The following is a 14,927-nucleotide window of genomic DNA, read 5'->3' on the forward strand; positions in this document are numbered from 1 at the left end:
ACGCTCACGCAGCTCATCGTTGTACTTCTTCGGTGCGGGCATCGCTGATGTTCCTCCCAGATTTCGATGTCTCCATCAAACCCGGTGCGGGACAGGCCGTTAGGGAATCGGCCTCGGGTGCGCATCCTGGTTTGCCAGGTTGGCGCCTACGAAGTCACGGACGGGAGGGCTGTAGCCTTCCCAGCCGTCGTAGCCAGCTCCTACCTTCCGAGCTGCATCGCCGAGCTGGTGAAGCGCCTCTGCGAGTTGTCGGTCGGCACCGGGGTATACCTGTCGGCGTAGCGTGTCATCGGCAATCAATCGCTCGGCGATGGGCCACACTCGGGAGCTGTAGAACTTGGCGAAGTGAGGGTAGTAGATACTGCCTCGCTGATCGTTGTTCGTTGTCGCCAAGGCGACGAGGCATGCCAGGAAGTCGAACTGGCTAATGCTGGTCAAGATCCGGTCATCGCTTGCTTCGAGATCTGGCCGCAGATGGTCCAGGCGCCGAACGGCATCCCGAGCGCAACTAATCATGGAGACCGCGGAATCCGCGTCTCCGCTCGTCGGGATGAGCCCGGCCCGATTCGCCATCGTGGTCGCGTGCCGAAGCCAGGTCGCGTACATGCGATGCATGCCGGGCGGCTTTCGGGAAGCGAGATCACGCACAGCGGCCCAGGCTTCACGCCGTACGGCCAGGGCGCCGAGGGCCTCGACTCGTTCGGTGATCTTCAGCCAGAGCTTGGCCGCTCGCCGCGGCGGCTCGTTTGTGATCTCTGCTTGGCCTTCGAAGGCGACGCCGTAGATGGCGACCAACGAATCCGTGGTTCGGCGAAGCCACGTGGGTCGATCCAGTTCTAGGAACGTGGCGGCCATTCGGGTCACCTGGTCGAGCAGATGCTCGACGGCCTGCTCGTCGCTGGCCCGATAGAGGTGCCTGGCGTCGGGTCCAATCTTGTTGAGCAGCCGGCGCAGGGGTATGTCGTCCTCAGCCCTCAGCAGTTCGACGGTCGCCTCGATCAACACCGCAGGTTCGAGGGCCAGATTGAATTCGGCCGCAGGCCCGCTGCTCACCCGCTGGCCAGCCGTGCTGGCCCTCAGCTCGTCGGCCAGTCGCCGGTACTCGCTCGCGTGATCATCCCACCACTGCTGTCGTGCCAGCCGCACGCGTTGCTCAATGACCAGTTCCAAGCCCTGCTGGGTCAGACGCTTGCTCTCAGTGCCAGAGCGGAAGTACACCTCACCTTCCCGGAAGACCACCTTTGACTCGGGCTTGCCGGGCGGCTGGTGCTGCCCGTCAGCTCGGAAAAAGGCGCACCCGGCCGGGTTCGGGGCCACGTGCAGAAGGACCACCTTCCCGTCAGGCAGATCATGGTCCTGGCTGCAGATTTGCAGGCTGTCCGGTAGATACTTCAGCAGCTTCGGGCGCAACCGTGCCTCATCGAACAGGCTGGCCTGCGCGTCGGTCAGCGTGCCGGTGGGTCGTCCGCGCTTGTCGACCCCGATGACCAGGAAGCCGCCACGTACCGACATCGCACCGACGTCCTTGGCCAACTCGACAAGGTTGTGCTTCAGCGAGAGGTCGCACTCGGACTTGAAGTCCAACGTCGGGTATTCCGCCTGCCACGCCAGCAACTCGTGCAGCTTCTCGACGTTGACCACAGGCTCGACAACGATCGGATCTTGAGGGGTTGCGGAATCCACCCACAGATGCTAGCTACGGCCGGTGTAGGCGAGCGAGGCCGTTCTTTGCCTCCACTGCCCGGTCGACTGTAGCGATGTAGTTGAGCCAAGCGAGAGGACGGCCCTCGATTCCCTGGAGCTTCGTATGCTGGTCAGCGGCGTCCTCCCTGCCGATGAGGTCACGTCGGAGCCGTAGCATGCGCCGGGTTGCGTCCCAAGTCTCATCCGGTCAACGGCGTAGCTTCGGTTGGTCGCACGAAGATGACGATGTGTCGGGCTCGTGTGATCGCTACCCGGAGAAGCCGGCGGGCTCCTTGGCTGCGCGATTGGTCCCAGGCCGGGTCTAGCAGCGGGGCAGCATACTGATCTTCCACGATGATGACCCCGTCAAACTCCTTGCCCTTGGACTTGTGCATGTTCATCAGGCTGACCGCTACAGGTTCGGCCTGTGCCGCTTCCAGCGCCTCGGCGGCCAGCACTTGCCGCACCGCCTGGGCGGCGTCGGTGTAGGCGTCGCGACCGTCCCACGCGTCCAGAAGCGCCCATGCCAGCGCATCGGTGGCCTTGAACAGCCGCAGCAGCCGCGCCCTCTTGAAAATCTCCTCCAATTCCGTGGAGCCGTGCAGCCGGGCGCGGGCGATCTGCCAGTCGCTAACCGGGTCGCCGTGGAGCTGAATTCCAGCGTCGACGGCAGCGATAACGATCTTCCCCGTCTTCGAGAGGACTTTGGCGCCTCGTTGATACGCGGAGATGGCTCTTTCGATCGTGGTGATGTTGGTACGGGCGCCAGCGGTGCCACCAGACAGCTTGATCCGGTAGAAGTCCGCGACGGCTGACAGCGTGCCGGTGATCGCCTGGGCGCGGGGAAGGCCAGGCCATTCCATGACCGAGGCCACGACGTATCCGGCAGCGGCGGATAGCTCCGGGTCCCAGTTCAGCTCATGGTCGATCGCAGGCAGGATCCTCTTCGCGTCTTCCGGATCCTCACGATCGTCCGAGATCACCTCTGAGATTCGGGCGACGAGCGCGTTGGTGGGCGCGAGCACCGCGATGGTAGGCGTGTGGCCCAGTTGCTGTTCCAGATAATCCCGTAGGGCCACGATCGCGCGGTGGGTGAGTGCCTTGTAGCCACCGGCCCACGGGTACGACCACGTGGCGACGCTGGAGGGTGGCGGCGTGGGATCATTGCGGAGGACGGCGTTGGCGTAGTCCAGGAGCCCACCACCAGGGCTGCGGTGATTGTCCTTGGACAGATCGAACAATGTTGGCTTCAGGCACTCGCTGGCCTGCTCGATGCGCTTGTCATCCACGCCTTCGACGAAGTCGAAGATCCGCTGGTCCGGGTCGGCCAGGCACACAATCGTTGACAACTGGCTCAGCGCCTGGACTGCCTGCCACTGATCGTTGTTGGTGTCCTGGAACTCATCAACGATGATCAGAGGGTAGGTATCGCTGTAGAGGGCGCGGACCGCGGGAATGCCGCTCAGCAGGGTGGCGACGGTGCCGGCGAGTCGGTCGAATACGTATCGGCCTTCCTCCCGAGCGAGCCGGCGGGTTTCCTGGGCCCAGTCGCCGTGGAAGTCTGCGCGGAGTTGCCGTTCCCGGTCGGGGGCGATGAACGACGACGGCCCGCCAGTTAGCAGGGGCCCGTGGGCGCGGACGACTTCGAGGAAGAACGAGTGGAAGGTGCGTACCTCCAGCCGGCTGCGGGACGTACGGGGGAGCAGCCCACGCATGCGGTCGGAGATCTGGCGTACCGCCGCCCGGGAGAAGCTCAAGAAGAGCACTCGCTGCTCGTTCTCCAGTCCGTCGAGCATGGTGGCGGCTTTGAGAAGGGCGATGGTGGTCTTGCCGCAGCCGGGGCCGCCGAGGATGAGTAGGTGGCCTTCTGCGGCAAGGATCTCACGTCGTGTGTCGTCAAGTTCCACCGTGGCGCTCAGCTGTCCGATCCATCCACCGGATCGGCGGGTAGGGGCGCAGCTGGACGCAGGTCCGCGTCGATGGCGAGGAGGAAGGTCACAAGGGTGGTCGGTAGTTCAGCCTGGCTGGGGCATTCGGCGATGAGCAACGCTGCGTAGCCGCCGTTGTCCCCCTTCCGGTCCTGTAGCAGCTTCCGAACGTGTGCGCGAACCTCCTCGTCGGTAGCCGTCGCTGCCAGTGGCCGAGTGCCGGCCGGATAGTCGGGGCGGGTCATCACCGCGGCGGCGAAGCGCTTCTGGATATCTACCGGCACTTCTGTGGTGAGTAGCTTCTCGATGCCCGTATACGGGATCTCTTGGTATCGGGTGAAACGAGCGGCTTTGGCTACCTGATCGGGCGTCAACGGCGTCTTCGGGGCGTCGTGGATGCCGAACACCGGCTTGCCCATGTCAGCGAAGACCGGGGCGAACAGCGGTACCGACACGTCGTTGCCGGCATCGAAGATCGAGACGCCCGCCAGGTCGGGATGCAGGTAGTCCGTAACGGCCTGATCGTGGTCGAGGACGTCGGCGACGGCCTTGAAGACGGCAGCCTCGGTCGCTCCTTCCACCACGAGGACGGCCCTGGCCAACACCGCCTCGGCGAACTGGCGCCGATTGTCGCGGTAGCGCTTGAGCTTGAAGTCGGCAGGCAGGACCACGTTGGTGCTGCTCAGTGTTCCGGCGTTGTCGCGGGCGAGGACCACCACCTGGTCGGGGTCGAACTTCTCGATTACGTATGGCGAGTGAGAGGTGATGATGACCTGCCCCATACGGCTGACCACGAAGTCAATCAGCCGGCGCTGTGCGTGTGGCGGCAGGGCGATCTCGGGCTCCTCCATCGCGAAGATTACCGAGTGGTCGCCCTTCAACTCGGCGATATAGGTCAGCAGCGCGAACACCAGCAGGTTCAGCGACCCGGTGCTGAGCCGGTTGAACGGGACGCCGTGCGCGCCCGGCTGCGTGGCCAGAAACAGCCGCAGAACCTCGCGCAGGTGCTCCCGGGTCAACTCCGACACCCGCACGTCGACCGCGCCGGGGTCATCGGTCAAGCTGAGGAACCGTTCCACCCGGGCACGGATCTCGGTCCGGACCTTCATAAACGCGGAGTCGTCCCCGGCGATCACAACCTCGTCCAGGTCCCGCAGCGCCCTCTCCCACAGCTGACCGGCCGACTCCGACTCAAGGCGCACGATGGTGTCGAGCAGGGAGCCACGTTGAAAGCTCAGCGCCCGGTTGCCCGTGCGATTGGGCCGTAGGTACAGGAAGCCGCACAACCGCTTGTCATCCCTGGTGAACGGCATCAACCCGGCGCCGAGCCCGACGGACAACTCGGTGAGATCGTCGACAATCTGCGCTGGGTGGGCAAAGAACGTCCCGCCCTCAAAGTCGTCCTCGGCAGGGTTGAATCGACCGAGGAACACGAGCGGCAGGCACCACTCGTCCTGCTCGGTGCCCTCGCTGGCCTCCTGCGTGAGTGGTTCGGCGAAATCGGATTGCTGCGCTGACCAGCGACGGAGGTGGCCGCGGAAGCGCCGCGTAGCCTCGGGCGTCAGGTCGGTGAGCACCACCTCGATGCGCACCTCGGGCAATACTCCGTCCGTCTCCTGGTACCGGGCGGCGTAAAAGTCGTACTCATCGATCACTGGCCGGCGAAACATCCGCTCCGGCCCGAGAACAAGCTCCAAGGCCTCGCACACCGTGGACTTACCCACGCTGTTGCCACCGACGAGCAACGCGTTCCCGTCGAGCAGCACCGTGCCAGTGAGCACGCCCCGGAAGTGATGCAGTGTCACCCGACGGACTCGCACCTATCCTCCAAGATCGTCCGGCTATCCAGCCAGCTGAGTATCCTTTGTGACGTCTCGCCAGCGCCACATCCCTCCGCCTCCCGACCCCGTCCTTTAGGTCAGACGGGGCTAACCGCGCCTTCGAACTCACCGGCCTTCCGGGCAGTTCTGCCGGCAACGAAGATGAGTCGAGGAAGACCGCAAACGGCTGGGAAGGGTCTCGTTGCCTGCGCCTGGGTCGTATGCGGCGACCGTGATCGTGACCGAGGCGAACGGGGATCTGCCACGGCTCGCCCGGTTAGCAATAATCGGTCGAAACCCTGTCGGAAACCGCGAAGCTCCTCACGTGCCTCGTCCCCATCAGGGCTGGGCTCTTATCCCATGCGAGTGGGGCGTTGTTTTCGGCTGGCGAATTGAAGTGATCCGGATTGGCTGATGTAGGTGGCGGCGTGGCGACCGTAGATGCTGTTCGTGGTGTCGGCGTCGGTCTTGTAGGTGATCCGCCATGTGACACCGAGCGAGCGAAGGGCGCCGAGAACACGCTGCACGTCGTCTTCGTCCGTCCAGTCGACGGTATAGACGGCGATGACCCTGCGAGTCGGGTCGGTCTGGCGGGGGTTGGGACGGGCGGTAGCGACCTTGGCCGCTGGCCCAAGCGTTCCGTCCCGTACCGCTTGCCGAATGATCTCCCAGTAACGGTCGATGTAGCGAACCGGCACGAACACCAGCCACTTCCCGATGTTGCCGTCGCTTCGGGGTGCTCGGTCTGGCGCCTCGACCGTGATCCACCATTTGTCGGTCAGTTCGGTTGGACGCGGCTCCGTCCCTAGCATCAGCGCCTCACCTCGTCTCTCAACCTTTGGAGCGAATCTACGGGAACGAGAAGACGAAGGCTCTACCCGCCTGGTTCCGGCCTAAAGAACTGGCCAGGCCTCGGAGTGCGGCCCGCCGTATGCCACTCCTTCGGCTGCATAGACCTGCCAGTGGGCTTCCGTGTCGGCCGTGGGCCAGCGCGGAGGGACCGGAATGGTCGGAGGGTACGTCTATGGTGGCGCGCGTGTCGTTGTCTGCTGCGCACGCGGCTCGCCGCCGTCGCGATCAAGCTGTCACCGCCTGTTGCCTGGCCGCCGCCGCGTTGGGGGATCCCGATCTACCCGCCGCAAGACGGGGCAGGGCGCTGATGAGCTGTCTCGGGGCGCTGGCCTCTTCGTTCGGGGTGGGCGAGGCTCCGACGATGGCGCAGTTCCGTCGGGGACTGCGGGGCCGGCTCGGTGAGTTGCTTCCCTCCGAAGTCCGGGTCGACGGTCTTGGCGACGTCGTGCTCTTGGACGAGCAGGGGTTGCTAACGGACGAGGCGCGGGACCTGGCCGTCGAGCACCTGGTTCCGTCCGCGGCTTTCGAGGAGCACTGGCCGTGGGCAAGGGTCGCAACCGAGCAGGAGGAACGACGCATCTACGAAGTGCTCCGGCGGCTGCCCCAGGACGAATACGCCCGCGCCCGTGAACTGCTGGTGGAGTCGCCGGCGGGAGATCTTCGGAAGCTGCGCCGCACCTGGGACAAGCTGTGGGGGCGCATCGAGCCGTACGAGCCGATCGTGGAGTGGAGCTGGTGCCAGCTGCGAGGATTCTGGTTCCCCTGCCCGACCTGCGCCTGGCCCATGCGGGTCACGGTCCGAGGCGCGATCGCTGACATTCGCTGCGAGGCCCACGCACGCTCAGGTGTCTCCTACACCTGTAGCGTCGACGGCTCCTCTGACCGGGCTCCGGTTCTGCACCCCGCAGGGCACGCCGCAGAGCGCGTGCGTGGCGTCCATGCAACCACCGAGTGCCGGGCGGTGTCCCGGGCGGTCTGGCGCTACGTGACCTTGCCGGGAAAGCTGGAGTGCGAGCTGCGCGATCACGCCCGTGACGCCGGAGCCGAGGTCACGATGTGGCCGCACAAGGACCGCTACGACCTGAAGATCAAGTTGAGGAACAAGGCATGGAAGGTGGATGCCAAGGCCTGGGTCTCGCCTCTTGCTTTGGCCGACGCGCTGCGGGACAAGGAACCTCCGGAGCCGGGACTGATCATCGTGATCCCGGACCACCAGCGCAGTAGCGCACCGATGGTGGCCGAAGCAATCCGGCCGGCTGGCTACCGCCTGATGACGATGAACGACATCAAGGTGGAGATCGACAAGGTTGCCGGGCGGGTGCGATGAGAACGCTCCGGCAGCTGTGCACTCAGATCGCCTGCGCGTTCGCGGAGGAGTTCTTCGGTTTCCGTGGACCGGATGGCCGTGCGATCGTGCCGCTGGATCAGGCTGCGGTGATCGCGGCAGGCCGGCTGGATCTCTGGTCGGACTGGCCGGATCAGCCGGAGGACACCCAACGGATGGTGGGCCAGTTCCTGCGGCTGCGCCACAACGAGCTGGGCTCACCACGACGGTTTCTGGAGGCGGCCCGCAACCTGCGCTCCGACGCGAATAGCCCCTATCAGGTTCCAGACAACCTGCCGGACAATTCCGTCACCTATGTCATCGCCCGCCATGGCCAGCAGCCGCTCGACCTGGCCGAGCGGCTGCTTGAGGAAGCGGAGCGCGGCTACCGGCAGGCCCGTGCCCCGTTAGCGCCAGCCGGGCCGGGACGATGGTGGTTCGGGTGGCGCGGCGAGTCGGTCGTCGAGCTTCCGCTCACCGTACAGGGCGTGACGACTGATCCGGTGGTACTGGAAACCGCACCAGCACTGGGATCGATCAAGGTCGGCTTGGCCGACCTGGAGGCGCTGGCGGATGAACTCGGCCGGGCAGACGGCGATGCGATGTGGCGAACCCCGCTCATCAAGGAGTTGTTCGACAAGCTCCGCGACGCCGCAGATCTCCCGGTGTCCGAACTCCTCCTCCAAGCCTCCGGCATCCGGCTGCTGAACGCCCCGACCGGAGTCGGGAAAACCGTGCTCACTCGGCTGCTTGCCATCCACCTCAAGCGGCAGGGCATCCCGGTGGCGATCGTGGTGGGCAATATCGGCGAGGCCCTGAACACCGCCGACAAGATTGAGCAGGAGATCGCCGCCACGCATCGGCTCGCTTCCGCTGTCCAGGGTGACCTTGCTGCGCTGCAGATCGCGAATAGCTGTGTCACCTTGGTCTCGCCGCGTCGACTGCAGGAGAAAGCCATCACGGCGGCCGACCGCGGCGAGTGGGACCGCTTCGATCAGCTCGCGTATGGCTGCAGCCTAACCTCACTGGTCGTCGATGGTCCGCCTCCGGCCGCTTCGGATGAGCCCTGCACGTCGCTGCGCGGCCAGCCCGAGCCCGGCAACCGGCGAGCTGCGCGCCGCGGCGGATCCGCAGAGGGGGATCGGTTCGCGTGCCCGTTCTTGAGCAACTGCGGCCGGCATCGCGGCTTCCACGACGCCGCGAAGGCGGACATCGTCGTCACGAACCACCACAACCTGATCAGCGGGACCGTGCCCGTTCCGGTTCGGATCGACGGCTTGGACTACGGCCGGGTGTCGGTGCTCGAGTTCCTGATGCGCCGGTTCCCGGTGCTGGTCGTCGACGAGGTAGACCTCCTGCAGAGCGTCATGTTCGACGTCGGCGCCAGCCAGCTGGTGCTGGCCTCCAGCGGTGGGATCCAGGAGCTGCCGCTGACCCAGCTTGACAGTCAGCGCGCGATGCTGCTGCCCACCGAAGACCGCGAGGTGCTGCCCGCGCTTTCGCGTACCCGGTTCCTGGCCGACCAGTTCCTCAACTATGTCCTGGAAAACGACATCTGGCTGGAGGACGATCCCGACCGTCCGGGCTCGGGGTGGCACGTCCCCAATTCCAAGGACAGGATGCTGCTGCTGGCTCTGTTCGGTATCGACAAGGCGGCCGAAGACGTCCCGGTGGAGGTCTACGAGCAGTTCAACGCCCTGTTTCCCGATACCCGCGAGGAGAACGGGGGTACGCCGCCGCGCCGGATGCGCAGGGTTGCACTTCTTCTGCGATCGGTGATCAGCAACGACACCGGCCGGGACCGGATTAGAGAGGTCAAGAACGGCCTGCATCAGACACTTCGGCGTCGGGTCCGTGACCGGAACCAGCGCCGCGATGTGGTCAACGCCCTGCTGATCCGCACCTGGTTGGGCGCGCTGCAGCAGTCGCTGACGCGGTTGACGTTCGCGGCCTCCTCGCCTGGTACCGATCTGCCCGCCGCGCAGGTGATCGCCGAGAAGCTCGGCACCTTCGTGCAGCACGCCACGATCCCGTACGGACCGCTGGGTTACCTGTTGTTCGGGTTCCGGGTCGACAAGGTCACCGACCCGTTCCCGCAGGGCACTCTGTCCGTGCAGGCCATCGGCGGTGATCCCCACACCACCATCGCCCAGTTGGGCGGCACCGTGGCGCTGGCCACCGCCGGTGTTCCCCGGATCGTTCTCGGCCTGTCCGCAACCGCGTTCTTTCCACGTGCGGCCCGGGAGCACATCAAGGCCGAGGTCACCTACGCGATGACAGACGCGACGCCGGGCGCGTTCACCACGATGGCCGGCAAGGCCCTCGACGAGACGTACCTGCCGATCCACATCGGTGGCCTCACCGAGTCGCGGAAACCCGACACGATTCGCGAGCTCGGGCGCAGCCTGTGGGATCAACACCTCGACGCGCACCTGCGCCAGATCGCAGCGGCCGACCCCGACCGTGAACTGTGCATGCTCGTGGGCAACTCCTACAAGCACGCAGCCCTGCTCGGCGCCGGGATCGCCTCGCACATCAGCGTGCCGGAGTGGGTGGCGGTCGTGGTCTCCAAGGATCCACGGGCGCGAACGGTGCCGCTGCCGCACGGCGTGGTCCAGGTGCTAGTCGATGATCTCGAAGCGCTGCCCCGCGACCATCCCGAGGTGAAAGTCGTGATCGCGCCGCTGAGCCTCGTGGCGCGGGGCCTGAACATCCTGATCCCGGGTAGTCACCGATCCGCGCTGTCGTCGATCTGGGTGTGTGTGCGCCCACCCACGCAGCTGACGACCGATTCGGCCGAGATGTTCGCCAGCGTCAACTCGTACGCGCTCGACATCGGGGTACCCGGCCCGGACCCGGCCGCCGTGCTCGACGAACAACGCGAGGCCGCGTACCGCCGCCTGTTCCGGCTGCTCACCAGCGATCCGCGGTTCAGCCGGCTCAGCAGAGTCCTCAAGGCCGAGGCCATCGCGGGCATGCTCGTCGACCTCATCCAACTTGCGGGCCGTGCTCGGCGCGGAGGGACCCCGGTCGAGCTGTACCTGGTCGACGGGGCCTTCCACGACCCGAAGTTCGGCAGCGACCTGCCGGGCCTGCTGCGCTTCTACTACGACAGCCTGTCCCCGGCCGAGCAGCGGGCGCTAGCCCGCATCTACGGGTCCACCCTGATCTCCTGGCTCGACTTCGCCGGCATCGACCACACTCCGAAGGACCGCTGATGACCACAGGCGACGACAAGCTGCACCTGCTGGCCTACCCGATTACTCCCGAGCTGCACGGCGTCGCGCACCTCTACCGCTTCCCCGACCACGTCGCCGACGTGTGGAATGAGCTGCTCGACCGATACCAGGAGGCCACCGGCTCGCGTGGCAACCTGCCGTACGCCGGCCTGTGCACCGCGCTACGGGCGATCGGCCGGACCTCGGTCAACGTGCATCCGACCACACGGAGCGATCCGCCCAGATTCATGGTCAGCCGCAAGCAACTGCATGCCGACGACATCCGCGACGCGGTCACCATCTGGGAACAGGCACTGCTAGACACGCCCGAAGACCAGATCGGCTTCTCCTACACCAGCGAACTGGCCGAACTACTCGCCGCCGTCGAACCCGAACTGGTCGGACTCGGGGATCAACTCACGTGGCACGGCGACCAGCTAGACGCCCCACGATGGGTCTGGGAAGCCGCCACCTGGGAGATCGCCGAACGGCTCTCCGGAGATCCCTGGACCATCGACAGCACCGACGTCATCCTCCGCCACGACACCGACGGCAACGTAACGGTCTGGGACAGCGACCAGCTGTGGACCGGCCACTGGGAAGAGCAAGAAGACGACCTGCACTACGCCACGCTGCGCATGCAGCTGGCCATGAAGACACTGCCCTGGATGCGCCACCCCGTGCTGGTCGCCGACCCGGCCGTGTCCTGGTACAGCCGCTGGCTAAGCTCCGCCCGCACCGGCTGGCTCGCCCAGCACTCTCTCGACGACCCCCTGCTGTCGCTGGCGTTCGAGGGCCGCGGGTCCGGCACCCGCATCGAACGCACCAGCGACCTCGCGCTCACCGTCTGGTCCCGCCTGCGCGGCGAGGAACTCATCCGGCCCGAGGACCGCGACCTCACCGGCGTCCCCGGCAGGCTCCGCACCCTGGTTCCGAAATCCGTACGCTTCCCCATCGGCCGAGGCGTCGGCATGTACACCATCCGGGAACTCAGCACCCGCATGGCGACTGCCCTGAAGGTCGAAAACATCACCGCCAGCAACATCGTCGGACACCGCTTCCCCAAGGCCGCCCGCCGACAGTTGACGCTGGGACGCGACAGCGACCTACTGCACGACGACGCCCTCCCCACGATCATCTCGGCCTCCGGCTGCCAACGGCTCCGGATCCTCGTCCTCTACAGCGAGCAACACACCCGCGCCCGCCTGCAGCGGCTGCTGGCGTACCACCTCAACCGACCCGACCTTGCCGAGACCGGCATCCCCGAGGACCAGGCCGTCGCCGTCGGCCCCAACGTCGAGATCGTCTTCTGCCACGCCGCCCAACTGCTCGCCCACGGCGAGCACACCGAGCGGGCCGCTCTGCTCGCCAAGCTGCCCCATCTCGATGCGCCGGCCGGAACCCGCCTACTCGCCCTTTGCGAAACGGAATACGACGCCCGGAAATGGGCCGCGCAACGCAAGGCCGCCAGGAAGAAGGACAGCAAGGTCGAGGATCCCGACCTCATCGACGCCAAACCCGTGCTGAGCCGACTGCTCGCCCAACACGAGATCCTCGTCCAATTCATCAAGACCAAGCAGGCCACCTCCGCCCCCGAGCCCGACCCGGCCGAAACCGACCAAGCCGATCCCGAACCGGACGAGGAGGACACAGAGGCGCCGCCCGAGGACGATGCACTGACCGCCCTGGGTAAGACACTCCGCAAAGATCATGCGGGTCACGCCGCCGTCGCCGACCTGCTGCGTGCCGGCGGCCTCGTCCACCCGCGCCTCACCCAGGCACTCGCGTACGGCCGGTTCGGAATCACCGAACCGATCGCCTTCGTCGGGCTCCACGTCCGAGAGCAGCGCGGGCAGAAACGCTTCGGCCCGAAAAGGATCAGCTGGTCGCTCGTGGCGTTCATCCCTGACGGCCAGCACTGGAATGTCAAGGCATACCAGGCCAAACGACACCCTCGCGGCGGTCCCTCCGGCTGGCAGGACTACTTCACCGCCAACACGGCCTTCCGATCACATTCCCTCCCCGAGGGCAGCCGGCAGGACCTCACCCTGGTCGACACCATCGACACCGCACTCGGGCAACTCCGAGCACACCTCGCCGCTGCAGTCGGCTACGTGCTCTTGGTCTCCGGGGACAGCAGCCGCTCACTGTGGCCGCTGCTAGCCAACAAAAACCTCGACCTCCAGCCGGACGCCGCGGGTCAGGTGAACGGCCGCCCTGCACTACCCGGCTACAGCCGGTCCTGCGGGCACCGGCCCAGGGCCGTGGTCCGCGTGACGTCCGGCTCGACCGATCTGCCGCGTCCCGTCGAGGTCCATGGCGTCAAGACCGTGAAATCCAAGAACGGAGAGAAGGAACAAAAGCCGTACCTCGGCAAGACGACCGAAGCGCTGTACCAACTCGACGGCGCCCGTAACACCTGGATCCTGTCCAACATCCCCCGCCAGTTCAAAGGCGGACGCAGGTACAGCCGTGCCGGCGAAAGCAGCAGCCGGTGGACTGCCGACGTAGAAGCCGGAAGCCACACCTGGTACGCCCACACCTCTACCGAGATCGTCGTCCTCGGTTGCGACGAGAATCCGATCCGCTACGCCATCGCCGCCGCTCGGCTGTGCGACCACGCCGTGTCCTGGGACGGCAGAACCCAATACCCGGCACCCGTGCACCTGGCCATCAAGATGGATAAAGACCACCCTGACTACCGGCGCACGATCGACCTCGAAGAGGAACGGGAACTCGACGAACTCAATGACGGGGAGTAGGTGCATGCACCGCTGCTACCTCTGACGGTCCGCACCTGACGCCGCAGGCACACCATGGTCGGTTCGTCGGGTCGGGGCCGAACCGCGTGCACAAGACGCCATCGCGGATCAACGAGTTTCACGGTTCCGATTTCCGGGACCGCCATCGTGACGCCCCGGGGCAGCGGCCGTACGAGGACCATGTCCCAGGTTGATGAACCGCCTATGCACGACTTTTCGCGGCTTTGCCGCCGGGGACCTCAGCGTCAGCGGCCGGGTCAGCGAACGCGTCCAGCGGCTGGTGCTCGATCACGGCGACGGCCACGCCACCGCCGCGCGCCTCGCCGGCGGGGCATTCGGCCTGATGACAGCAGGCGCCCGACTGAAGGCCGACGACGATCCCCAGTTGGTCAGCTACGACAAGCGGGGAGTCGAAATCGACCGGCGCCCGCTGTTTCAAGCCGAAGACCAACTCGACCGCTGCTACACCACACCCTCCGGGAAGCTGATCTACGGCAAGCCGTCCGGCACCTGCCGACCCGCCGGAGGCTGGAAGCGGTAGGCGCCGCGGCGCGGATGCTAGAAACGCATCATGGCCATCGCCCCGGTGCTCATCCCCAGCCCTTTCCTCGGTCCGGCCGTGTGGGCACCTGTCGCCTCGGCGCTGCGATCCGATTTCGGGGTCACTGCGGCGGTGCCCCCGCCGCCCGGCCCGGCGGCGTCCTCACCGGCGGCGGTCTTGGCGGCTATCGAGAAAGGGCTTCCCGAGTCGGACGACCTGGTGCTCGTGCCCCACAGCAACGCGGGCCTGTATATCCCGGCGCTCGTGACGACGCGTCCGGTGCGCGGCGCCGTCTTCGTGGACGCGGTGTTGCCGCCACCGAGGGGCATCGTGCCCGTGGCACCTGCAGGCCTGAGGGACATGCTCCGTGATCGCGTAGAACCGGACGGCAACTTGCCGCCGTGGACGCGCTGGTGGCCAGAGGAGTCCGTGGCCGGGTTGTTCCCCAATGCTGAGACGCGCGCCCGGGTGGAGGCAGAGCAGGCACGGGTGCCGTTCGGGTACCTCACCGCCCGGGTGGACCTGCCTGACGGATGGGATGCGGTCTCCGCGGGATACCTCAGTTTCGGTGACACGTATGCGGACGAGCGAGAGGATGCCCGAGCCCGCGGATGGCCGGTGCGCACGATGCTGGGCGGGCACCTCCACATGCTGCGCGATCCAGCGGGTGTTGCCGCAGAGATCATGGAGATAGCGACGTTGTTCTAGTGTCATGCGTCAGAAATTCGCCTAATAATTGGGTGTAGGGTGGTGGGATGCCGAGGACAGGGCGTCCCATGCCGCCGCTGGTGTTGTCCGA

9 protein-coding genes are annotated in these 14,927 nt (G+C 66.1%); 5 read left to right on the forward strand and 4 right to left on the reverse strand.

Annotated elements, in window-relative coordinates:
- Positions 1-99 precede the first annotated feature (99 nt).
- The 4 genes from ABZ795_RS28430 to ABZ795_RS28445 all read right to left on the reverse strand — a co-directional run bounded on the left by ABZ795_RS28430 (position 100) and on the right by ABZ795_RS28445 (position 6,243).
- Entirely contained in the window at positions 100-1,683 is a 1,584-nt protein-coding gene (locus tag ABZ795_RS28430) for an ATP-binding protein (RefSeq protein ID WP_357532602.1), read from the reverse strand.
- 200 nt (positions 1,684-1,883) lie between these two features.
- On the reverse strand, positions 1,884-3,590 hold the full coding sequence (locus ABZ795_RS28435) for an ATP-dependent helicase (RefSeq protein WP_357532603.1): 1,707 nt from the start codon (positions 3,588-3,590) through the stop codon (positions 1,884-1,886).
- Between the two features lie 8 nt (positions 3,591-3,598).
- Positions 3,599-5,416 (reverse strand): AAA family ATPase, encoded by a 1,818-nt coding sequence (locus ABZ795_RS28440; protein ID WP_357532604.1) that lies wholly within the window; start codon positions 5,414-5,416, stop codon positions 3,599-3,601.
- Positions 5,417-5,784: 368 nt separating this feature from the next.
- Entirely contained in the window at positions 5,785-6,243 is a 459-nt protein-coding gene (locus ABZ795_RS28445; protein ID WP_357532605.1) for a putative phosphothreonine lyase domain-containg protein, read from the reverse strand.
- 401 nt (positions 6,244-6,644) lie between these two features.
- Between ABZ795_RS28445 and ABZ795_RS28450 the strand changes: the two genes are divergently transcribed.
- From ABZ795_RS28450 to ABZ795_RS28470, 5 genes are all read left to right on the forward strand, one after another.
- A complete protein-coding gene (locus ABZ795_RS28450) occupies positions 6,645-7,610 on the forward strand; it encodes a hypothetical protein (RefSeq protein WP_357532606.1) in 966 nt (321 codons plus the stop codon).
- Entirely contained in the window at positions 7,607-10,825 is a 3,219-nt protein-coding gene (locus ABZ795_RS28455) for a hypothetical protein (RefSeq protein ID WP_357532607.1), read from the forward strand. Before ABZ795_RS28450 ends, ABZ795_RS28455 begins: the two co-directional genes overlap by 4 nt.
- Entirely contained in the window at positions 10,825-13,587 is a 2,763-nt protein-coding gene (locus tag ABZ795_RS28460; protein ID WP_357532608.1) for an RNaseH domain-containing protein, read from the forward strand. The genes ABZ795_RS28455 and ABZ795_RS28460 overlap by 1 nt, the downstream gene beginning before the upstream one ends.
- 193 nt (positions 13,588-13,780) lie before the next feature.
- Positions 13,781-14,128 carry a hypothetical protein gene (locus ABZ795_RS28465; RefSeq protein WP_357532609.1) on the forward strand — a complete coding sequence of 116 codons (348 nt, stop codon included), beginning with the start codon at positions 13,781-13,783 and terminating at the stop codon, positions 14,126-14,128.
- A gap of 30 nt (positions 14,129-14,158) precedes the next feature.
- A complete protein-coding gene (locus ABZ795_RS28470) occupies positions 14,159-14,836 on the forward strand; it encodes a hypothetical protein (protein ID WP_357532610.1) in 678 nt (225 codons plus the stop codon).
- The last annotated feature ends 91 nt before the right edge of the window (positions 14,837-14,927 follow it).

The sequence above is a fragment of the Micromonospora sp. NPDC047134 genome (assembly GCF_040643455.1).
GTDB lineage: Bacteria > Actinomycetota > Actinomycetes > Mycobacteriales > Micromonosporaceae > Micromonospora.

What these genes read in the sequence shown, in the direction of transcription:
- ABZ795_RS28450 (WP_357532606.1), top strand. Translation starts at nt 6,645, where the DNA reads ATGGCGCAGTTCCGTCGGGGACTGCGGGGCCGGCTCGGTGAGTTGCTT.
- ABZ795_RS28445 (WP_357532605.1), bottom strand. Translation starts at nt 6,243, where the DNA reads ATGCTAGGGACGGAGCCGCGTCCAACCGAACTGACCGACAAATGGTGG.
- ABZ795_RS28465 (WP_357532609.1), top strand. Translation starts at nt 13,781, where the DNA reads ATGAACCGCCTATGCACGACTTTTCGCGGCTTTGCCGCCGGGGACCTC.
- ABZ795_RS28470 (WP_357532610.1), top strand. Translation starts at nt 14,159, where the DNA reads ATGGCCATCGCCCCGGTGCTCATCCCCAGCCCTTTCCTCGGTCCGGCC.
- ABZ795_RS28460 (WP_357532608.1), top strand. Translation starts at nt 10,825, where the DNA reads ATGACCACAGGCGACGACAAGCTGCACCTGCTGGCCTACCCGATTACT.
- ABZ795_RS28455 (WP_357532607.1), top strand. Translation starts at nt 7,607, where the DNA reads ATGAGAACGCTCCGGCAGCTGTGCACTCAGATCGCCTGCGCGTTCGCG.